The 21,405-nt window shown below is 57.0% G+C and carries 16 protein-coding genes; 4 read left to right on the forward strand and 12 right to left on the reverse strand.

Annotation, left to right across the window (positions count from 1 at the left end; translation table 11 throughout):
* Window positions 1–44: 44 nt before the first annotated feature.
* On the forward strand, window positions 45–950 hold the full coding sequence (locus LGT44_RS00335) for a lysophospholipid acyltransferase family protein (RefSeq protein ID WP_186435815.1): 906 nt from the start codon (window positions 45–47) through the stop codon (window positions 948–950).
* Window positions 951–995: 45 nt separating this feature from the next.
* Here LGT44_RS00335 and LGT44_RS00340 read toward each other — a convergent pair whose 3' ends face one another.
* From LGT44_RS00340 to def, 7 genes are all read right to left on the reverse strand, one after another.
* Entirely contained in the window at window positions 996–1,190 is a 195-nt protein-coding gene (locus tag LGT44_RS00340; protein ID WP_186435814.1) for a zf-HC2 domain-containing protein, read from the reverse strand.
* On the reverse strand, window positions 1,187–1,777 hold the full coding sequence (locus LGT44_RS00345; protein WP_230331730.1) for a sigma-70 family RNA polymerase sigma factor: 591 nt from the start codon (window positions 1,775–1,777) through the stop codon (window positions 1,187–1,189). The genes LGT44_RS00340 and LGT44_RS00345 overlap by 4 nt, the downstream gene beginning before the upstream one ends.
* Window positions 1,778–1,779: 2 nt before the next feature.
* A complete protein-coding gene (locus LGT44_RS00350; protein WP_230331729.1) occupies window positions 1,780–3,228 on the reverse strand; it encodes a TrkH family potassium uptake protein in 1,449 nt (482 codons plus the stop codon).
* Between the two features lie 12 nt (window positions 3,229–3,240).
* Window positions 3,241–4,614, reverse strand: a complete 1,374-nt coding sequence (gene trkA, locus LGT44_RS00355; RefSeq protein WP_230331728.1) for a Trk system potassium transporter TrkA — start codon at window positions 4,612–4,614, stop codon at window positions 3,241–3,243.
* A gap of 62 nt (window positions 4,615–4,676) precedes the next feature.
* On the reverse strand, window positions 4,677–6,011 hold the full coding sequence (gene rsmB / locus LGT44_RS00360) for a 16S rRNA (cytosine(967)-C(5))-methyltransferase RsmB (RefSeq protein WP_230331727.1): 1,335 nt from the start codon (window positions 6,009–6,011) through the stop codon (window positions 4,677–4,679).
* Entirely contained in the window at window positions 6,008–6,958 is a 951-nt protein-coding gene (gene fmt / locus LGT44_RS00365; protein ID WP_230331726.1) for a methionyl-tRNA formyltransferase, read from the reverse strand. The genes rsmB and fmt overlap by 4 nt, the downstream gene beginning before the upstream one ends.
* A complete protein-coding gene (gene def, locus LGT44_RS00370) occupies window positions 6,958–7,482 on the reverse strand; it encodes a peptide deformylase (protein WP_225691297.1) in 525 nt (174 codons plus the stop codon). The genes fmt and def overlap by 1 nt, the downstream gene beginning before the upstream one ends.
* Before the next feature lie 111 nt (window positions 7,483–7,593).
* Between def and LGT44_RS00375 the strand changes: the two genes are divergently transcribed.
* Together LGT44_RS00375 and dprA are read left to right on the forward strand one after the other, a co-directional pair.
* The gene (locus tag LGT44_RS00375; RefSeq protein ID WP_230331725.1) at window positions 7,594–8,652 is read left to right on the forward strand and encodes a LysM peptidoglycan-binding domain-containing protein; all 1,059 of its coding nucleotides are present in this window, start codon (window positions 7,594–7,596) and stop codon (window positions 8,650–8,652) included.
* Between the two features lie 12 nt (window positions 8,653–8,664).
* The gene (gene dprA / locus LGT44_RS00380; RefSeq protein WP_145467283.1) at window positions 8,665–9,753 is read left to right on the forward strand and encodes a DNA-processing protein DprA; all 1,089 of its coding nucleotides are present in this window, start codon (window positions 8,665–8,667) and stop codon (window positions 9,751–9,753) included.
* 15 nt (window positions 9,754–9,768) lie between these two features.
* On the opposite strand, the gene LGT44_RS00385 is transcribed toward dprA, so the two are convergent.
* From LGT44_RS00385 to LGT44_RS00405, 5 genes are all read right to left on the reverse strand, one after another.
* Window positions 9,769–9,987 carry a hypothetical protein gene (locus LGT44_RS00385; RefSeq protein ID WP_230331724.1) on the reverse strand — a complete coding sequence of 73 codons (219 nt, stop codon included), beginning with the start codon at window positions 9,985–9,987 and terminating at the stop codon, window positions 9,769–9,771.
* A 179-nt stretch (window positions 9,988–10,166) separates the two neighbouring features.
* The gene (locus LGT44_RS00390; RefSeq protein ID WP_230331723.1) at window positions 10,167–10,652 is read right to left on the reverse strand and encodes a hypothetical protein; all 486 of its coding nucleotides are present in this window, start codon (window positions 10,650–10,652) and stop codon (window positions 10,167–10,169) included.
* Complete coding sequence (locus tag LGT44_RS00395; protein ID WP_230331722.1) at window positions 10,649–13,690, reverse strand: transglutaminase-like domain-containing protein; 3,042 nt, start codon at window positions 13,688–13,690, stop codon at window positions 10,649–10,651. The genes LGT44_RS00390 and LGT44_RS00395 overlap by 4 nt, the downstream gene beginning before the upstream one ends.
* 20 nt (window positions 13,691–13,710) lie before the next feature.
* Complete coding sequence (locus tag LGT44_RS00400; RefSeq protein ID WP_230331721.1) at window positions 13,711–17,838, reverse strand: hypothetical protein; 4,128 nt, start codon at window positions 17,836–17,838, stop codon at window positions 13,711–13,713.
* Window positions 17,835–20,585, reverse strand: coding sequence for a carboxypeptidase regulatory-like domain-containing protein (locus LGT44_RS00405; RefSeq protein ID WP_230331720.1), 2,751 nt, complete (start codon window positions 20,583–20,585; stop codon window positions 17,835–17,837). Before LGT44_RS00405 ends, LGT44_RS00400 begins: the two co-directional genes overlap by 4 nt.
* 245 nt (window positions 20,586–20,830) lie before the next feature.
* On the opposite strand from LGT44_RS00405, the gene LGT44_RS00410 reads away from it, so the two are divergent.
* Entirely contained in the window at window positions 20,831–21,376 is a 546-nt protein-coding gene (locus LGT44_RS00410; protein ID WP_145467267.1) for an L-threonylcarbamoyladenylate synthase, read from the forward strand.
* The last annotated feature ends 29 nt before the right edge of the window (window positions 21,377–21,405 follow it).

Here is a 21,405-nt window from a genome sequence, read left to right on the forward strand (position 1 = left end):
ATGTGGTAACCGGTACACTGCGACTCCCGCACAGGAGTCGTATTGTGAAATCGATCATTGGTTATCTGGCGATAGGGCTGATTAAGCTGCTGTCCCTTACTTCTCTCTCTCTGGCACAAAAAGTTGGTCGTGGTCTGGGCTGGCTGTTATTGCAACGCCGCACCCGCGCCCGTGAAGTGGCCCGTCTCAATCTGTCCCTCTGTTATCCACACCTGAGCGAAGCAGAGCGCGAAGATCTGCTGGCTGAAACACTGGCAGAAAACGGCATGATTCTCGCTGAAATGGGGCCGATGTGGGGCTACGCTCCCGAGCGGGCGGCGGGTCTGATCCGCAATGTTATCGGCGAAGATGTGCTTGATGAAGCGATCGCTGATCCCCGTGGCCTGATTCTGCTGGCGCCGCATCTGGGCAACTGGGAAATCATCAACAACTACATCTCCACTAAATGCCCGATCACCATCATGTATCGTCCGGCCAAAATACCGGTATTCAATAACTGGATGGTTGCCCGCCGTGAAGCGGTGGGTTGTAAGCTGGTGCCGACCACCCGGGCCGGTGTAAAAGGGTTATTTGATGTGCTCAATGACGGTGGAATGATCGGCTTTCTGCCGGATCAGGAGCCGCAAAAGAAAAGCGGCGTGTTCGCGCCTTTTATGGGCATAGAAACCCTGACGCCGAAATTACCGCATGACATGCTGAAAAAAACCGGTGCCATAGCCATTTACGGTTTTGCCAAGCGCCTGCCCAATGCCGAAGGTTTTGATATTTATTTCATCCGTGCCGATGACGATCTGTACGCTGACGATGTGCGTGTGTCGGCTACGTCAATGAACCGCAGTATCGAAGAGTGTGTTTCGCACTGTCCGGCACAATACCAGTGGACCTATAAGCGTTTTAACCGCTTCCCTGAAGGCGGGCCGACGCGCTACCGGATTGCGAATATCCCATAAGGTGTCTGAATTATGTGGCGGGCTCTGGTCTGAAGCGTACAGGCGCTATTGATTGCTGTCGTCTTTATCCTGTGGACGGGATGCTTTGGTGAATCGTCGCAGCAGATGCATCTGTTCACCAAAACGGCGGCAGCCAGAGCAGATAAGGGTGTGAACTTTCAGTTCGGCCTGCTCTTTAAGACTGAGCGGGCGCTCCTGAGCCTCAGACATCAGGCGTGTGGCCTGCTGACAATTCATCATGTGTTTTCTCCCGCCCCGAACCAGTGATCTTCCAGACATTCGCGCAGCCGCAGCCGCGCGCGGTACAGCAGAACATGCAGGTTACTGGTTGTCAGTTCCAGAGCCGCACAGATTTCCTGGCTGTCCAGTTCGATAAATTCCCGCATCATAAATACCCGTGCCTGTTCTGCCGGTAAGGCATCCAGGCAACGGTCAAACACGCGCCAGAAATGTTCATCGTGCACCAGTTGCTCCGGGGCGTCCCAGCGTTGCGGGCGATCGTCTTTGTGCCAGTGACCACGCTCATTAAACAATTGGTCGTCGGCCAGACTGCAATCCTTACAGTCATCGATATCTGTCATCTGCGGTTGGCGGTAACGGCCGCGCAGGGCGTCTGCAATTTTGTTCTTCAGAATGGCAAACATCCAGGTCTTAAGGCTGGCAGCGCGGTTAAAGGCCGCGGCATTTTTCAGTGCTCCGGCCAGTGCTTCCTGTACCACATCTTCGGCTTGTTGTTCGTCACTGAGTTGCAGCCGGGCGAAGCTGAGCATCTGCTGACGCAGTTCGTTCAGTTGTCCGTTATCAGCAAAAGGCCGGGAATCATTCATGTTCAGCTGCGCCAGAAGTTAGGGCTTAACAGCACCAGCAGAGTGAAAATCTCCAGACGGCCAAGCAGCATGGTCAGTGCCAGCAGCCATTTGGCGGTATCGGAAATATTGCCGTAATGGGCGGCAACATCACCCAGACCCGGACCGAGGTTATTGAGGCAGGAACCAACAGCAGAAAAGGCCGTAACCTGATCCAGCCCGGTGGCCATCAGCGCCAGCATCATCACCATAAAGGTAACGATGTAGACGGCGAAAAATCCCCATACGGCATCCAGAATGCGATCAGGTACGGCCCGGCGGCCGAGCTTGACCGGCATGACGGCATTGGGGTGAATCAGGCGGCGGATTTCACGCACACCCTGCTTGTAGATCAGCAGTACACGGATGACCTTCATACCACCACCGGTAGAGCCGGTGCAGCCACCGATAAAGGCCATCATAAACAGCAACACCGGCAGGAAAACCGGCCAGCCGGCAAAGTCGGCGGTGCCGAAGCCTGCGGTGGTGGCGACCGATACCAGTTCAAAAACTCCGAAGCGGATGGCTTCTGGCAGAGGGTAAGTATCGGTCAGCCAGAGTGCGGAAATGGTCAGCAGAATACCGCCGGCCATGACCAGCAGAAAGAAGCGTATTTCTGAATCCTGCAGATAGTGGCTCAGTGTACGGTTACGCCAGGCGAAGAAATGCAGCGAATAATTCATCGCCGCAATCAGCATAAAAAAGACGCAGATGCCTTCGATCAGAGCGCTGTTAAAGTGGCCGATGGAGGCATCATAGGTTGAGAAACCACCAATACCCACGGTCGCGAAGCTGTGGGTGACCGCATCAAAGCCGCTCATGCCGGCAAACCAGTAAGCCAGGGCGCAGCTGATGGTTAAGAAGGCGTACACATACCACAGGGCTTTGGCGGTTTCCGCGATGCGTGGCGTGAGTTTGGAGTCTTTCAGCGGGCCCGGCATTTCCGCGCGGTAAAGCTGCATACCACCAATGCCCAGCATCGGCAGAATGGCGACCGCCAGAACGATAATCCCCATGCCGCCGAGCCATTGCAGCTGCTGGCGATACCAGAGGATTGATTTCGGCAGGTACTCAAGGCCGGTCATTACCGTCGCGCCGGTGGTGGTCCAGCCGGACAACGATTCAAAGAAAGCATCGGCAAAACTCAGGCCGGGATGCTCGGCAATCATAAAGGGCAGTGTGCCGGCGAGACCGAGGGTCAGCCAGAACAGTGCGGCAATCAGGAAGCCGTCGCGGGTACGCAGCTCGTTATGGGCATTTTTTACCGGTAACCAGGACACAAAACCCAGGCCAAAGGTCAGTACCAGAGCAATAACAAAGGCTTCGGTGGCGCCATCGTTAAACCACATCGACACCAGAATCGGTGGCAGCATGGTCATGCTGAACAGCATGAGAAAGATACCAAGAATGCGCGCAATAACCGCAAAGTGCATGGACAGCTCCGCTCAGAAGAAACCGAGACCGACCTGGAACAGGCGCTCGACGTCCGGAATATGGCGTTTTTTCATCACGAACAGAATGACGTGATCGTTGGATTCCACCACCACATCAGAACTGGCCATAATCACATCTTCACCACGCACAATGGCACCGATGGTGGTACCTGGTGGCAGTTTGATTTCGCGGATTTTGCGCCCCACCACTTTTGATGAGTTTCTGTCGCCATGGGCAATGGCTTCGATGGCCTCTGCTGCGCCACGGCGCAGAGAGTGAACATTCACTACGTCACCACGACGCACGTGGGTCAGCAGGCTGCCGATGGTGGCCTGTTGCGGAGACAGCGCCACGTCGATCATACCGCCCTGCACCAGATCGACATACGCCGCTTTGTTAATCAGCGTCATGACCTTACGTGCACCAAGACGCTTGGCCAGCAGCGACGACATGATGTTCACCTCGTCATCGTTGGTCAGGGCACAGAATACATCGGTGTTTTCGATGTTTTCTTCTTCCAGCAGTGCTTTGTCGGTGGCACTGCCCAGCAGCACCACGGTTTTGCTCAGATTTTCACTGAGGAACTGAGCGCGTTGTTCGCCGTGTTCAATCAGTTTTATGCGGTAATCACGCTCCAGCGCTTTCGCCAGACGGTAACCAATGTTACCGCCGCCAACGATCATCACCCGCTTGTAAGAATCTTCTTCGCGGCGCAGTTCACTCATTACCTTGCGGATATGCTCTTTGGCAGCAACGAAGAACACTTCGTCGTCGGCCTCAATAATGGTATCACCGGTGGGTTCGATGGCTTTGTTGCGGCGGAATACCGCCGCCACGCGGGCATCAATATTGGGCAGGTGATCTTTCAGATGGTGAATCGCCTGACCGACCAGAGGGCCGCCGTAATAGGCGCGCACCGCAACCAGCTGTACGCGCTGATCGGCAAAATCCAGCACCTGTAACGCGCCGGGATACTGCAGCAGGCGGCTGATGTAGTTGGTCACCACCTGCTCAGGGGAAATCAGAACGTCGATCGGGAAAGCATCGTTGCGGAACAGCTCAGCCTGCTTCAGATACTGGCCGGAGCGGATACGGCTGATCTTGGTTGGCGTACGGAACAGGGTGTAAGCCACCTGACAGGCCACCATATTGGTTTCGTCAGAGTTGGTTACCGCAACCAGCATATCGGCATCATCGGCCCCGGCATCACGCAGGATGCTGGGGTATGAACCGCGGCCAAGAACCGTTTTGATATCGATACGGTCCTGCAGTTCGCGCAGGCGGTCGGCATCGGTGTCGACCACGGTAATGTCATTCTGCTCATTGGCCAGGTTTTCAGCCAGTGTGCCGCCGACCTGACCGGCGCCCAGGATAATAATCTTCATAGGCTCTCAATATTGGTTCTCAGTAGCCTGCGGACACACGGTTGGCGTGTCCCCCGTCGCGCTTACTGCGTTTTGTGCAGCAGGGCGTAGTAAAAACCGTCGTGGCCGTCGCGTTGTGGCAGCAGCTGACGCCCGGCATTACAGGCGCTTCCCCAGCAAAAGTCCAGTGTCTGCAGCTGTGCATCACTGTTGGCATCAACAAAGCGGCGGATTTGTTCGCTGTTTTCCTGCGGTAAGACCGAACAGGTGGCGTACAGCAAACGGCCGCCCGGCTTCAGCAGAGACCAGGCGGTATCCAGCAATTGCGCCTGAACCTGTGCCAGTTGCCCGATGTCTTCGCGGCGGCGCAGCAGCTTGATATCCGGGTGGCGACGAATCACACCGGTGGCCGAGCAGGGTGCGTCGAGCAGAATGGCATCAAATAATTCACCATCCCACCAGGCGTCCGGGGTGGCCATATCGGCACACACAACCTCGGCGCTGAGCTGCAGGCGGGCGAGGTTTTCATGCACCCGTGGCAGGCGGTTTTCTTCAATATCCAGCGCTACGACACGGGCGTCTGCGCTTTCCAGCAGATGACAGGTTTTACCACCGGGAGCGGCACAGGCATCGAGAATGCGTTCGCCGTCCTGCGGCGCCAGCAGCATGGCCGCCAGCTGCGCGGCTTCGTCCTGCACGCTGAAATCGCCATCGGCAAAACCGGGCAGCGCGGTGATATCACAGGATTCGGCCAGATAAATACCAACGGCGCTGTGTTCGGCAGGGCGGGCTTCGATACCGGCCTGCTGCAGGCGTTCGAGGTATTGCTCACGGTTGCCGTGGCGCTGGTTCACGCGCAGGCACAGCGGTGGGCGCTGGTTATTCTGTTCGAGAATGTCCTGAAACTGTTCCGGCCAGGCTTTGCTCAGCATTTTGACCAGCCATTTCGGGTGGCTACTGGCGGTTACCGGGTTTTCGTCCAGTGGTGGGGTCAGGCTTTCGTATTCGCGCGCGTAACGGCGCAGGCAGGCATTAATAACGGATTTTGCGTAACCCTTGCCCAGCTCTTCGCAGACTTCGACGGTGGCGTGCACGGCGGCATGCGGCGCTTTCTTCTGAATCTCCAGCTGGTACAGACCGATGATCAGCAGGGCAAATAAGTCCTGATCTTCTTCGCCAAAAGGCCGGCTAAGCAGCATCTTGGCCAGTGCGTTCAGGCGCTGAAAATGACGGCAGCTGCCCAGTGCCAGGTCGCGCAGAAAGCCGCGGTCAGCCAGGTCGACGCGCAGTTCCAGCGGTGGCAGGCATTGGTTAAGGGATTGTCCGGCGAGGACGGCACTGAGTGCCATGGCCGCCGCACGGCGGGCACTCAGGGTGGTGTCTTTGGCTTTACCCCAGGGCGAGGTCGCGGCGCTCAAGGTTGCGACGCCAGCATGTGGTGCGGCTGAAATAACTGTGGCTGACCATTAATCACATCGGCCACGTTCATGGCTTTTTTGCCGGCTAACTGTACCTGAGTGATACGTAATACTCCTTCGCCACAGGCGATTTCCAGACCATCGGCGCTGACTTTGGCGATAGTGCCTGGCAGCAGCTGGCTCGGTTGTTCAAGGGCTTCGGCCATGAGTACGCGGATGCGCTCATCGCCAAGCAGGGTGTAAGCCATCGGGAACGGGTTAAAGGCGCGCACGCGCAGCGCAATCTCTTCTGCCGGTTGTTGCCAGTTGATGAGAGCTTCTTCTTTCAGCAGCTTATGGGCGTAGTTGGCCTGTGCATCGTTTTGCTTTTCCGGATTCAGGGTTCCGGCTTCAAGCTGTGCCAGGGTATTCAGCAGCGCCGCCGGGCCCATCTCTGCCAGACGGTCATGCAGGGTGCCGCCGGTATCGTCAGCCAGAATACCGGTGGTGACTTTGCTCAGCATGTCGCCGGTATCCAGACCCTTATCCATCTGCATGATGGTGATGCCGGTCATTTTGTCACCGGCTTCAATGCAGCGCTGAATCGGCGCTGCACCGCGCCAGCGTGGCAGCAGTGAGGCGTGTACGTTCAGACAGCCGTGCTTTGGCGCGTCGAGTACGCTTTGCGGCAGGATCAGGCCATAGGCGACCACCACCATAACGTCGGCATTCAGGCTTTTCAGCTGTTCAACATCGGCCGGATCTTTGAAATTCAGTGGCTGAAAAACCGCCAGATTATGTTCGAGTGCAACCTGCTTTACCGGGCTTGGCTGCAGCTTCTTACCGCGTCCGGCGGGACGGTCGGGTTGGGTATAAACACCGATCATCTCATGCCCGCTGTTGATCAGCGCCTGCAGATGAATGGCAGCAAACTCCGGCGTACCGGCAAAAACGACGCGTAAGGCCATTACTTCTTACCCTGATTGCGGGCTTCGAGTTTGTGCTTCTTCTCGAGTTTGTCTTTGATGCGGTTACGCTTCAGTGGCGAGATATAGTCGACCATCAGTTTGCCTTCGAGGTGGTCAGCTTCGTGCTGAATACAGACCGCCAGCAGGCCGCGGCATTCCATTTCAAAGGGTTTGCCATCGCGGTCGAGGGCTTTGACCAGACAGTGCTCAATGCGGGTAACGTCTTCGTAGAAGCCGGGAACCGACAAGCAACCTTCCTGCATGGTTTCCATTTCGCCGTCGAGTACGGTGATTTCCGGATTGATAAATACCAGGGGCTCGTTTTTATCTTCCGACACGTCGATGGTCACGATGCGCTCGTGTACATTGACCTGAGTGGCCGCCAGACCAATGCCCGGTGCCTGATACATGGTTTCGAACATGTCATCGACGATGGCACGCACCCGGTCGTCCACCTCAGCCACAGGTGCGGCTTTGGTACGTAAACGGGGATCCGGGTATTCTAAAATTTCGAGTATGGACATAGAGTTGCTGTGCTTTTATAGAACTAAGTGGTCGTGACTTGCTAAGATGGCTGCCGAACAGTGATTTTCAATGCGCGATCGCAGATCCGCTAATAATAAAGGGAATACAGGATGAGCAAAACCATCAAGCGCATTCTCGTTGCTGGTTTGATGTGTCTTTCAACCGGTGCCATGGCGCTGGATCTGAAATCCGATGCGCCACAACGCTATGTGGTTAAAAAGGGCGATACCCTCTGGGATATCTCCGAACGCTTTACCAATGACCCCTGGCAGTGGCCGGAAATCTGGTATCAGAACGGTCAGATTAAAGATCCTCACCTGATTTTTCCGGGTGACGAGATCGGCCTGATCAGCATTGATGGTGAAACCCGCGTTACCGTCACCAAGCGTGGTGAAGGCAGCCGTACCGTGAAGTTATCTCCGGGTACGGTAAAAATGCAGCCAACCGCCCGTGTTGAACCGATTGAGTCTGCAATTCCTGCGATTCCACAGGATGCCATTCGTGGTTTCCTGCGTGAGCACCGTGTAGTGGCTCCGGAAGTGCTGGAAAAAGCACCACGTGTTTTGTCGGGCGCCGATGCCCGCATTCTGATGGGCGCTGGCGGTAAAGTGTATGCCCGCGGTGATTTTGGCCCTCAGGTTTCCAGTGCCTACGGCGTGTTCCGCAAAGGTCAGGTTTACCGTGATCCGGAAAGCGGCGAAGTGCTGGGGCTGGAAGCGCTGGATATCGGTATGGGCCGTGTACTGGCTCATGATGATGATATTGTGACGCTGGAACTGGAGCGTACCAATCAGCAGGTATCCGTTGGTGACATGCTGCTGCCGACCGAAGACCGCGATCTTATTGCCAACTTCTACCCGAAATCTCCGGAGCGTGCGGTTCAAGGCCAGATTCTGGCGGTATCCGGTGGCGTGACTCAGGTGGGTCAGTATGACGTGGTGGTACTTAACCGTGGCGAGCGCGATGGTCTGGTGCCCGGCTCTGTACTGCTGATCAAAAAAGCGGGTGCTGTGGTGTATGACCGCGTTGCTGCTGAACGGGTACGCTTACCGGAAGAACGTGCCGGCAGCCTGATGGTGTTCCGTACGTTCGAAAAACTGTCCTATGCACTGATTATGCGGGCGACCAAGCCGCTGCGTGTCGGCGACAAGGTGGAATCCCCGAACTAATAAGGACTGTTTATGCTCAGGGACGAGCTGTTACTCGCCTGGTGGCGTCTGGCAAAACTGCCGGGCGTCGGCAGCGTTACTCTTGGTGATATCCGCCAGAACCTTTCCCGTCCGCACGATCTCTTATCCTGCACCGTCGCGCAGCTGGAATCTTTTGGCCTGAAGGCCGATGCCGCTGCGCGCTGGCTGGATGATCCTTCCCTGAGTGATGGTTTTGATGTGTTGCAACGCTGGCGCAATCAAAGCCGTTGCGGTGTGTTGCTGGCGGGTGTGGCTCCGTATCCTGAAACGCTTGCCAGCCTGCGCGATGCCCCCACTTTTCTTTATTACCATGGTGATCTGGCCTGTTTCAGTCAGCCGATGATCGCCATGGTCGGCAGTCGTAACCCAACCCCTTATGGCGCGGAATGGGCGCAGCAAACAGCCAGTCAGCTGGCGGCGGCTGGTCTGACGGTCGTCAGTGGCATGGCGATTGGCATTGATGGCGCCGTGCATCAGGGAGCGCTTAGTTGTGGACGCACCATTGCGGTACTCGGCAGTGGCCCGGATGTGATTTATCCGCAGCGCCATCTGGGGCTGGCGCAGATGGTGATGCAAAAAGGACTGTTGTTGTCGGAATTTGCCCCGGGAACAGAGCCCCAGGCCAAACATTTTCCTTCCCGTAACCGCATTATCAGCGGCCTGAGCCTCGGTACTGTGGTGGTGGAAGCGGCGATTAAAAGTGGCTCGCTGATTACCGCGCGCCAGGCCGCAGAACAGGGGCGCGAAGTTTTTGCCTTACCCGGTGCGGTGACCAACCCGCTTAGCCATGGTTGCCATCAGCTGATCCGCGAAGGTGCCTGTCTGGTACAGAATGCGCAGGATATTCTGCAGGAGCTGAACCTGTTGCCGGAACAGGCTCAGACTCAACTGGAATTAACCGAACCGGTATCTGCCGCGGTGCCGGTATTGGTTACTCAGGTGGATTACAGTGCGACCAGCACCGATGTGATTGCCCTGCGCAGTGCCTTACCCATCTCGCAATTATTACCGCAACTCCTCGACCTTGAATTGCAGGGCTGGCTGGCACAGGTGCCAGGTGGTTATATGCGGCTGAAGTAACAGCCGCAATTGCCCCTACAAACTCTTTAGCAGCAGAAAAATAAACAGCGCAATCAGCAGCAGATAGCCGATCACGATCTGTACATACTGCGACTTGTTTCCCCCGGCTTTATACCAACGGCCAAAAGCAAAAATACGCTTATTCTTCAGGCCACTGATCAGTACACCGATCACAGCAACTAATGCGATGCTGATGAAATAAGGCAGCCATGCAGTATCGGCAGATGTTGGCATTGCTGTCTCCGGTATAAAAGATAAAGCTGTTGGTTACTGGCCTCTGTTCAATGGTCAGGAATTTTGACTGGCAATAACAATCAACAGACCAATAAACAGCCAGAGCAGAATTTCCAATACCAGAATGTTCTTTTTGCGCATAAAACCCTAGGGTCTGAATTTCGCTTATGGCGTGATGATCAGCGCTGCCACAGCAACGAAGCAACAAAATACAAAGGTAACGGCATAAATATCCAGCCCAGTGCCAGGTTGCGGATACGGCTGAGCTGACTCCGGCTGACCTGGCCTGAATCCGGAAAGCTTTTCAGATCGCCGAAGCGCTGCTGCCAGAACCAGCGCAGCTGGCCGGATGGCAGAAAAACAGCGCCGGTTGCCAATGACAGCAGCACAATCTCTGCACGGATATATTCAGCGCCACCGATAAAAATCAGCGGCGTGATAATGGCAATAACCGGTGCCAGCAGATGATTAATCAATGGCCGCCGGCGGCCATTGGTTTGCTCTTCCAGATAGCACCACCACTTAACCGACATCAGCGGCAGAATAGCAAGCAGAGTACTGCCTGCCACCATTCCCATTTTCTGCACAAATGAATCACTGATGCTGCTGATATTCAGCCAGTAAATCAGAGTGGTCAGAGCAAGCCAGAAGAGGGTTCTGCTCATATAAAGCCCAGCATAAAAATCCACGCGTCGACAAAAAGAATCATGGCTGCCACATCAAAAGTTACTCGGGGAAGAAACCCAAGAGAAAGCGCTAATGCTGCCATCGCATTATTAGTATTAAACTGCTGATGATTTTGCGCGTTCTCAATCCCTCTGACCCAAAAGTAGAAGTTAATAGCAATCCACGAGAGCGCAAGCAAAGCGAGAAAACCCGGAGCTGCAAGAAAGCTTAAGACAGCAACCGATGCAAAAAACATAAATAAGCCCAGTACGAGAGAAAAACCAAGAAGTTCGCCGCCATTATCCCCACCACCAATCAGGTAAGCGCCGGCTCCTGTTTCCGGATCAAGCACTGTGTAACCGATAGAGGATTTACCAAAAAAGCTGACCGGCTTTTCATGGGCTGTCACTTCTTTACCGGCGTATACCGAATTGCGGATATCCGTTTCAACAGATGCCGGCAACTGCAGACCATTTAATGCGATGTCGAGGTTAGTTCGTGTGATGGTCCAGATTTTCTGGCCTTCAGCCGCTGCCAGCTGTAAGGCTTTGACCGCGCTGATACCATTCGCTGGATGATCAGGCGTCCCGAACATTTGTTCCGGAACAAGATGTTCCATCGCACTCAGGCGCGCACCGGTTGTACGGTTGTAATTAATCCATTGCTGGGTGTCGTTATTTTTATGCGCCAGCAGATGCGTGATGTGATCAACGTCCATTACCAGGCCGTCCACCTTCACGTTACGTGGAATACCAAACCAGTACAGCGGCGTCACATTGGTTTTGAATAAACCGTAGCTGGGTGCTTTATAGCTCACCATATTGGCCTGACGGGCAGCGATATCATCCTGCACATTATTCAGGGCAAAGTAGCTGAGGATGGTGGCGTAGAGTAAATCACCAACCAGTTGTTGTTTGCCAAGGTCGGTGTAATCTTCGGCAGTGATTTTCTGTTGGGTGTTTTCCAGATCATTTTTCAGTGCATCGGCCTGTGCCGGGCTGACGCCATGCAGGTCGAGCGCCAGTGCCCGGTATTCGCCGGCAATCGGTTTGTTCTGCGATGTACGCCAGCCACGGCCGGGCTGCCAATAACCCATTTCTGATAACAGCTCAGTACCCATGGTCACGCTGCTGCTTGTTGCCGCTGCAATTTCACTGCCAATGGTAAATTCGCCGTTCAGATGAATCAGGTAGCCGGGCAGGGTGTCGGGTACAGCCGCCGGGTCGATGTCGCCATTGGCATCCGGCTCCGGCAAATAGCTGGTGAGGGTTTGCTCATCGGCTTCAGAAGCCGGGGCAAATGACAGCGCCAGTTTTTTACCGGCTAACAAGGCGGTTGGCTGATTAACGCTGAGCAGAATATTGCCCATCTGCCCGTACTGACTGCTGCCCAGCGTGTATTTGAATTTCCAGCGCTGGTTGTCGGTCAGGGCCGAAGCCACCAGTTTGCGGGTGCGCAGTTCGTACGGCAGCGAGGCCGCCAGTGATTCACGCACGACGGTCTTGATGGCAGCCGTACCCAGTACGTCGCCGACGGTGGCGTCCGGAGTCTGACTGTTGATATGTTCTTTCAATCGTGCCTGATAGTCGTCCAATGCCTGAGCAATATCCTGCTGTGGAATGCCTTGTGCCCAGCCCTCAGCTTCGTTGATTGTTGTTTGCTGGAGGATTGTGTCCGCAAGCGCCTGGGCATCAAAAGGTATGGCCTGATCAAGGCCCATACCGTCCTGATATTCATATTGCTTGTAGCTGGCATCCATCGGAATCCAGCTGTCACCGACGCTGTGCTTTGCCCCGCGGCTGGGTAAATAATCGATCCAGGCTTCAACCCAGACATGCTCCAGTTCGAAGTGCGTCACCTGACCACCGCTGACCAGCATCTTGCTGGGCACGCCGCCCTGGCCGAGCAGATTGCCGGCGGCTTCCGGTACCTGCACATTACCAACCCAGTTCATCACGCTGGCGGCGGGCATACGCACGGTACCAAAGGCGTAACGGGCCGGAACATTGGCGGCACGCAGCAGGGCAACCAGCAGGCTGGCGGTATCGAAGGCGTTACCTTTCTGATAAGTCAGGGTGTATTCAGCGCCCTGCACCGAACCGTAGCTGGGAATATATTCAACGTTATTACGAACCCACTGATAGATCGCGACCGGATCGTTATTCAGCTCACCGGCTTTGGCAATAATGGCCGGACTGAGCGGTGCGTCGAGGGTGGCATCCAGATCGGCCTGAACCGGGCCGCCGGGATTGCCCAGCATGTCCGGGGTGATGACGTTACTGGCCAGTTGTACGCCCTGCTCAAATAACGGCAGGTCGTAACGCTGACTCAGCAGTTTGGCATCCTGTGCCGGTTCCGGGGTCAGTTTCGGATCTGGTGTACCCCACGGCAGTTGTTCCGGATCGAACGGATCACGCGGGTTACCGATACTGAAACTGTTCAGCAGGTCGTTCAGGGCGTTGAGCTGTTGCTCCTGATCATCCAGCGATTGCTCTTGTGTGGCTGCCGTCAGTTGTTCCTGCAGTTGTTGGTAGCGGGCCAGAATCTGCGCCTGGAGCTGCTGCTGTCGCTCCAGCACAACGGCCGGCAGGCCATGCTCCTGCAGACGGGCGGCTTCCTGCGCGAGGGAATTTTCGGTGTCCTGGCGCAGCTCATTCAGACGCTGCTGAAACCGCTGGCTGGGATTATCCGGCAAGGCATCCTCGCCAAAGCCAACAAAACTCAGCGCACGGCTGACAAAGCCCTGCTCAGCATTCTGTTTGTTCAGCACCTGTTGCCGCTGCTGGCTGATATGGTCGCGCAGATTGGCCAGCACCTGATCAAGCTGCTGATTGTCCTGCAGCCAGCGTTGCTGTTCTTCCAGCTGCTGTTGCTGGTCAATTTCCACCGCAACCGCCCAGGACGGCCAGATCACCGCATTCAGAAAAACAACCAGCACCGCGCGCGCAATAAGACGCAGCGGGCGGGATGAGCGTGGAGCGCTGTCCAGCAGCAGCTCCTGTTGCAGCAGAGGCATAGAAGGGGTTCCTGAAGTCATAACTGAATTCCGTTTCATGATCATTGCGCCAGCTTCTCGCCGACAAACTGAATATGACGCTGTACCTGCTGACGGGCACTGGCGACATCGTCTTCATGGCCAACCAGCAACAGGTCGGCGGCCAGCAGCAACAGCGTCTGCGCCTGATACCAGTGCTCTTTGTTGATGGCTTCGCGGGCCAGCTTGAACTTCAGCCAGGCATGGCGGTAGTTCAGGCGATACCAGTAGTCCCAGGCCAGGCTGTCGAGCAGTGCCTGGGTTGCCGCGAGTTCCGGGGTGGCGCTGGCGCCGAATGCAAAGCTGGCCTGCGCCTGTTGCAGTTGCTGATTGCCGTCGACGGTGGTGGTCAGCAGGCCGATGCTCTGCTCACCGTCGCGGTCGGCCAGTTTGATGTACAGACGTGATGCCAGAGTCTGCTGCTCTGCCAGCGTCAGGGTTGCCAGCCAGTGTTCATCCTGCTGAGCAAAGATGCCGGGAACCAGCAGCTCAGCACCTTCCGGCAGCAGCAGTTCGCTGACTAAGCTGACGGCACCGCGGTTGTTCTGCCACTGTACGTTCAGCGGCAGTACGGCAGAGCCCAGGGCCGGCAGTTCATCCGGCTGGATCTGTTGCAGTGCCTGCAGAATCAGTTCGGCATAGCTGCTGTCAGCCCCGGCCTGAGTAGCCTGCAGCAACAGGTCGAAACCAAAGAACAGGCTGCGTCCTTTGCCATAGTCGTAGCCGGTAATGGCGCGGCGCTTAACGTCGAAAATGTCGTGCGCTTTATGCTCGCCTTTATCCAGCCAGTGCCAGTTATGCTGCTGGTCGTCTCCGGCCAGCGCGTATTCGGCAAGGGTTTCGGCGCCGGTCAGCCAGATACCCTGAACCTTATCGGCCAGCGGCAGCTGGGCATTCCAGGCGCTGCTCAGGTCAGAGTTGTGTACCTGTAATTCCCGCGCCCATGGATGACGGCCAATCACCGCCACACCCAGTGCCGATTCCAGCCACAGGTTACGTTTATCGAAACCACCGGCGACGATCAGGCCTTTACCGGCGAAGACCGCTTCGCGCAGCTCTTTCTGTACCTGCCAGTGCAGCTGCGGACGTTCGGCCAGCAACAGGTAGCTGCTGTAACCACCGAGACGGTGCTCGCGGGCAAAGTCATCGGCGCTGTGTACCAGCGTGTATTCCCAGCCAGCGTCCTGCAGCAGTTGTTCGATAAAGTCGTTCTGCTCATTCACATCCGGACCGTTGAGCGGGCCGAACGGATCGGCATTACGCAGATCGTCATCGCTGTGCCACGGATGCCAGGCCAGCAGGCTGACGTCTTCGTACAGTTCATTAAGTGTTAATGGGCGGTCGCAGCTGCAGTCGAAGGTCCAGGACTTCTCAACCTTACTCAGCCAGTTACGTTTAACCGACACTTCAACCCGGTACTCTTTGCCCAGTCCGGATGATGACTGCACCAGCACTTCGAACTGACCGCTGGCCTGAGCTTTCACACTGAGATCGGTGTTGGCCTTGCCGTGGCGATGGTTGATTTCGGTATCCAGCGCGCTGACGATCTCGGTATCCAACAGCTTGCCATCCGGGCCGTAGAGGCGGATTTCAATCTGCTGAGAGGTGTTCAGTTCGGCGCCGAAGTCGAAGCCAACGCGGATGTCCTCAAGAGCAGAACACTGACGCGGAGCATCGGTCAGCACCAGCACGCGGCCAGGGCCTTCACTGCTGAGGGCCGTGGATACTTCAGGCGCCTGCACTTCAAAGCTGTCACTGGCCAGAACCTGCCAGGTGCCGTTGATGTTGGCTTCCAGCACACAGGCATAACCACCGTAAGCCTGTCCTGCGGCGCTGAAGTCGGTGTGCCAGGTAAATTCATCATTGCGGCCGATATCGGCGCTGATTTCGGTGCGCTGCAGCAGGGTTTCGCTGTCCGCCTGAATCAGGCTGTAAGCCAGCTGAGTCCCCAAAGCCGCTTCCGGCGCCCGGTTGCGTACCGTGAAATCACAGCGGGTGCTGCCGGTATGATAGATACGGCTGTCTGCGGCCTGAACACTGCCCAGCAGTTCCTGCAGTGCCAGAGACTGCACGCGGAATCCGGCCTGCGAACGGCTGAGTTCCTGACCGCTGGTGGCATCCAGTGTTTTCCACACAGCCTGATACTGTCCCTGACTGGCGTCGTTCAGGGCCAGCAGGAAGCTGAAGTCTTCCATTGACGACGGTGCGAGGCTGCCCAGATCACGGCTCTGGCGGAAAACTTCTGTGCCATCCGGCGCATACACCAGCAGTTCGTTGCGGGTGGTCGTCAGCGGCGCATTGCTGGAAGTATTCTGCAGACGGGCACTGAGGTTAACGCTGTCCCAGCGGCCGTAAACCGGTTTGTCGGTATACAGGCTGGTGGCCAGACTCAGCGCGCCGCCACTGTTAGTCACAACGCTGAAGGGGGCTTCGGCCACTGCGGTTACACGGCCATCGGCGCGCAGCAGTTCGGCCCGCACGCGGTAGTTACCGGCAATCAGATTGCCGATGCTGAAGTCATAACCATTGATGGTTTTATCTTCCAGACTGGTGAAACTCAGGGTCTGTTCGTTCAGCTGGCTGACCAGTACGCCCTGTTCATCGACGATCTGCAGGCGGAAGCCGCTGCTGGTATCGCCTTCGTCCTGATTGCGGACCTGACTGCTGATAATGACCTGTTCCTGCGGCCGGTATTGAATGCGGTCGGTATTGGTCGACAGCGCCAGAACGGTTTCAGAAACCTGCACCGCGCGTGAGCCAAGGCCATCACGGATCAGGTTGCCGTTCATATCGCGGTAGGTCATTTCCAGTTCATGGATAACCAGACGTGTTTCGCCGGGTTGCAGGTTGTGCAGCTTCAGGTCGAAACGGATATCGGCAATCTGGCCGACATCAAAGGTCGGGTAGCGCCACTCCACTTCCGACACCGGAGTACCGAGGCGAACGTCGGCCGGGGTTTCACTGAAGGTGCTCTGTTCGATATCAATATCAGTGGCGGCAATGCGGTCGATAACCCGCACATCACTGATCATTGGCTGAATAACCCGGATCACCAGCGACAGCGGCAGCGCACTGGCAGCCTTCTGGTCGGTGGCGGTAAAGGTCAGCAGTTTGTCACCGAGGTCGGCCATGGACGGAGTCCAGCTGAAACGCACCGCGCTCGGGTTGCCCTGAGTCAGGCTGCTGACAGTGGCACCGGCAGGCAGGCCGAGGTTGTTGACGAACACTTCGTCGTTGAGGTCGCTGTCGCTCGCCTGAATATCCAGGGTCAGCGTCTGGCCAACTATGGCATTGATAATATCGCCGGTTGCCGGTGATGGTGGCTGATCAAATACCGGTGGCTGGTTATCGACGAAGTCGCGCAGGTTGATAATAAAATCGACCACCACGGCGCTGCGCGGCTGATCAAACTCATCCAGATCTTCGATGGTGACCGACAGGGCATAGAGTCCGAGAGGTTCGTTCTGGCTGCCGGCACTCCAGTCGACATAACCGGTGCTGGTATCCAGCGTTAAGCCGGTGGGATTACGTGAGATACCTGACTGGCCAAGTGGCGTCAGGCTCCAGCGCAGATGGTCATTGTCTTTATCAACGGCAGGGACAGAGAAACTGCAGTCACCACGGGCGCAGCTGACAATCGGTGGCAGGCTGCTGACCGGAGAGCGGTTGCCGCTGCTCAGATCAACATTGGTATGCACCCGGTAATTACTGTTGGCAGAGTTACGCAGCGAGCCGATGCGGCAACAGACCGATAACGATGCCACCCAGGGCTCGCCATTGCTGCGCACCTGTGACGGATATTCGTGGCGCACGGTGCCGGACTCCAGTCCGGCCTGACGGGCCTGACCGATAACCCAGTCTTCCTGAGTGTTAAGGGCGATGACCTCAAACTCATAGTTAGCGGATTTACCATCGCCGAAGCTGATACCTGCCGGACGGAAGACACTGCCCAGCTGCAGGTTGCCGAAATAGCTGCGGCGGAAGGCCACCACAATACGGAAGTCGACGGTTGTTTCACTGATCTCGGGACGAGGCTCCCAGCTGATATGACCATAGCGGGCATGGGAAGCCTGACTGGCAGGACTCAGCAGCACGGCGCACAGGCTCAGCAGAGCCAGGCACCAGATTTTAAAATGGGCCGGAAAAATCATTCGCCATCAACTCCTTTGATCAGAATGCGTACCTGTGAGCGGCGCTCGGCGCCCGGAATCAGTTGTTGCGGGGTGAGGTCCTGCTCCACCTGCAGGCGTACCGTTGGCGGCACGAACAGCTGTGCGGCCTCAGGGGTTCCCTGAGTGGCAGCCGTGTCGAGGGTCAGGGTCAGCGGGTAATTACCACTGCGGCTGATCTGTTGCTGCAGGTTTTCCAGCGTCAGCTGCAGATTGGTCTGCTCCGGCGTGATTTGCAGATCCTGACGACCACTGCTCAGGATCTGGTTGTCCGGGTCGGCCAGAGTCCAGCTGAGGCTGGCGTCGACCGGCACGTTGGAAGCATTACGCAGTAATGCCCCCAGCGTCAGATCGGCGTTGCTGTCGAGCAGGGCAAAGGCCGGAGTAATTTCTGCTGTCAGAGATGGCAGGGCCTGTGTCGGCTCGATCGGCAGAGGCGCTGCCGCTTCAGCCAGCACCTGGCTGGTGTCGGCGTCCAGAGCCTGAATGGTCACCCGGTATTGCCCGGGAGCCTGACGGCCGCTGTTCCAGCCCATGGCCAGCTCAACATGGCGGCTTTCATTCGGTGCCAGCACCTCAGTAGCGTCACTCAGATGCTGTTTGTAGTGTTCCCAGGCTTCGGCGTTATCGGTATCCGGTAACGCTGGCAGATCGGCCCCCGGGAAACGGTCAAGAATCTGGTTGTTGTTGTCGGTGATCAGCACATACAGCAGCAGGCGGCGCTCACGTACCGTGAGGTTGGTCAGCGTGGTGCTCAGTGCAACCCGCTGATAGGCGCCATAGGCTGGCTGGCCGGTGGTGACTTGGCTGACCTGAATGCCACCGGCGTTGGCTGGCATCAGGGCGATATCCATGGTCAGTGCGCGTGGCTGGCTGAGGCTGACCGGTGCGGAACCAAAGACGTAACCGGTGGCGTTGGCTCCGATCACAAACTCCAGACTGGTAATGCCGTCGAGCTGATAGAAGCCGTTACTGTCGGAGGTGGTGCTGCTGCCAAATACGCTGACCTGAGCACCCTCAATTGCGGCCCCGCTGTCGGCATCGGTAATTCGGCCGGTAATGCGGGTTGTGCTCACCGGCTCGCTGGCAGTCAGCAGGATATCTCCCAGTGCAGCGCGGCCGGTGGCCGGTACGACGACACTGAGCAGTACGCTGTCATAACCCGGGCGCGACAGCATAATCTGCTGCTCGCCTGCCAGCGGTGACGGGATGGTAAAGCGGCCATCGCTGCCGGACAGCACCGCTGAGGCATTACTCAGCTGCTCGGCCTGTACATCGGCCAGCGGTTGTCCGGTCGTGGCATCCAGCACCCGGCCAGACAGTTGCAGCGGCACGGTGGGTTCTGAATCCGGCTGCAGCTGCACAGAAAACTCTGCTGCGCTGCCGGCCACCAGATTGGCACTGGCGCTGACGCCATGGTAACCGCTGGCGCTGATCATCAGGCTGGCACTGCCAGCACCTGAGCTGAGCTGATAGGAACCATCGACCGCGGTCAGGGTATCGGTTGTGGTGCCAGCCAGAGTGACCTGCACCAGAGCCTGAGCGACCGGCAGGCCGGTATTGGCATCGCTGACCACACCACGCACCAGACTGGTGGTCGGCGCCAGATTCAGGCGGATATCGCCCAGATCAATCAGCTGCCCGGCTTTAACGTTCAGCGTCTGCGAGGCGGTCAGATAACCATCGGCTTCGTAGGTCAGGCGGTAGCTGCCTTCTTCCAGACCGTTAAGTACAAAGCTGCCTTGCGCATCGGATAACAGATCGGTAGCACTGAGCGGCGAGGTGGTAATACGTACATTAGCCAGCGGCTGTGCGCTGCCGGCATCGACCGTACGACCGCGAACCGTGGCCTTATCCGGTGCGGTTGGCAGGCTGATATTGGCACTCAGATACAGCGCCTGTACGGCCAGCGCGGTGGTAAAGGCATCATCCTGCCAGGAGCCATTGCCCTGCTGCTGCAGTTTCAGCCAGCTGAGGGTGTTGGCGTAGCGGGTAACATCGGTGGTCAAAGGGACAACCGCGAGCAGGAACAGCGCCGCCTGCCAGTCACTCTGCCAGCTGCCGTTGGCGGCGCTCAGGCTGTACAGATATTCCTGACCTTTATTCAGAGATTCACCGACGTTGTACACATAGAGATAAGGGGTAACAGCGCGCAGAGTCAGGGCGGTGATATAAGCGGAGGAGGCGGTGTCGCTATCGAGGGCAAAGCTGCCGTCACTGCGCTGCTGGGAGAGCAGGAAACCGATGGCTGCCGAGGTTGCCGGTGAGGCTCGGTTACCGGCATTGGCCAGTACCTGCAGAGCAAACAGGGTGTCGTAGACTGAGCTGTCGAAGCCGTTTTCGTCACCAAAGCCGCCATCACTGTTCTGCCGCAGCGCCAGTGTGGCCAGGTCGTCGGCGAACGGCTGGCTGAGGCGCAGGTTGGCGCTGATGCGCCGGCTCAGCAGCTCGGTCTCATGTGCATTGAGACCAGCCAGATAGGTTGCGAGCGTCTGGGTATTGAGATGATCCAGCTGCCCGGCACTGGCAAATGCCTGCAGAGCCTCGGTACTGGCCTGCCAGTCGGTGGCCGCCATGGTATTGCTGCGGAAGGATCCGTCCGCCTGCTGCTGGCTGCTGAGCCAGGCCAGTCCGCGGGTGATATCGTCAGACGTTGCGGAAGTGTGTGCGTGAAGCATGGCTGGCAGCAGTGCCAGCACAATATAGAAAACTCTGAACCAGACGTTCATCGGTTGCCCCTGAGTTGTTGAAGCAGGCCTGAAAACAGGCATGCATCGTCCCTGAAAAGTCGGCGAGGCTACTGACCTGAAATGACAGGTTCAATCTTGTCTTACGATAATCATTCTTAAGTCTTAGGCCTGAATTGTCCTAATACAGCAATGATGACGAAACAGCGTCAGCCGGGCCTCTACTTGCCGCTCCCGGCACCTTGTTGTAGGGTGCCGCCTTTCCCTTCATCTGCGGGTTTTCGTCCGTGAATAAATGGCATCTTGAACTGGCTGCTCACAGCATCCGCTCCGGCGGTGTGCTGGCCTATCCGACCGAGGCGGTTTGGGGCCTGGGTTGCGATCCGCGCAACGAGGCGGCCATCAGCCGTATTCTTGAACTTAAGAGTCGTCCGGCGCACAAAGGATTAGTGCTGGTGGCATCCTCATTGCAACAGCTGGATGAGTTGTTGTTGCCGCTGAGTGACAGCGATCTGGCAACCGTTAATGCCACCTGGCCGGGCCCGGTGACCTGGGTGTTACCCTGCCGCCGTGAGGTATCACCATTATTACGTGGTCGCCATGAATCGCTGGCGGTACGTGTTACCGATCATCCGCTGGTGCGTGCACTCTGTGATGAAGTTGGCCCGCTGGTCTCGACCTCGGCCAATCCGGCGGGGCGCGAACCGGCACGTTCAGCATTGCGGGTGCGGCAATATTTTACCGACCGTTTGGATTATGTTTTGCCGGGAGCACTGGGTGGCCGTGCTCAGCCGTCGGAAATCCGCACGCTGACAGGTCAGCGTTTGCGTTAACAGGCCCTGAAGGCCTCAGAGGAGAATAT

It is taken from the genome of Thalassolituus alkanivorans (genome assembly GCF_020447205.1).
In the GTDB taxonomy this organism is placed as follows: domain Bacteria; phylum Pseudomonadota; class Gammaproteobacteria; order Pseudomonadales; family Oceanobacteraceae; genus Venatoribacter; species Venatoribacter alkanivorans.

Coding starts and splice junctions, on each gene's coding strand:
- LGT44_RS00350 (WP_230331729.1), bottom strand. CDS start 3,228: ATGCACTTTGCGGTTATTGCGCGCATTCTTGGTATCTTTCTCATGCTG.
- LGT44_RS00385 (WP_230331724.1), bottom strand. CDS start 9,987: ATGCCAACATCTGCCGATACTGCATGGCTGCCTTATTTCATCAGCATC.
- LGT44_RS00340 (WP_186435814.1), bottom strand. CDS start 1,190: ATGATGAATTGTCAGCAGGCCACACGCCTGATGTCTGAGGCTCAGGAG.
- LGT44_RS00400 (WP_230331721.1), bottom strand. CDS start 17,838: ATGATTTTTCCGGCCCATTTTAAAATCTGGTGCCTGGCTCTGCTGAGC.
- dprA (WP_145467283.1), top strand. CDS start 8,665: ATGCTCAGGGACGAGCTGTTACTCGCCTGGTGGCGTCTGGCAAAACTG.
- fmt (WP_230331726.1), bottom strand. CDS start 6,958: ATGGCCTTACGCGTCGTTTTTGCCGGTACGCCGGAGTTTGCTGCCATT.
- LGT44_RS00375 (WP_230331725.1), top strand. CDS start 7,594: ATGAGCAAAACCATCAAGCGCATTCTCGTTGCTGGTTTGATGTGTCTT.
- LGT44_RS00395 (WP_230331722.1), bottom strand. CDS start 13,690: ATGACTTCAGGAACCCCTTCTATGCCTCTGCTGCAACAGGAGCTGCTG.
- LGT44_RS00405 (WP_230331720.1), bottom strand. CDS start 20,585: ATGAACGTCTGGTTCAGAGTTTTCTATATTGTGCTGGCACTGCTGCCA.
- trkA (WP_230331728.1), bottom strand. CDS start 4,614: ATGAAGATTATTATCCTGGGCGCCGGTCAGGTCGGCGGCACACTGGCT.
- def (WP_225691297.1), bottom strand. CDS start 7,482: ATGTCCATACTCGAAATTTTAGAATACCCGGATCCCCGTTTACGTACC.
- LGT44_RS00390 (WP_230331723.1), bottom strand. CDS start 10,652: ATGAGCAGAACCCTCTTCTGGCTTGCTCTGACCACTCTGATTTACTGG.
- LGT44_RS00345 (WP_230331730.1), bottom strand. CDS start 1,777: ATGAATGATTCCCGGCCTTTTGCTGATAACGGACAACTGAACGAACTG.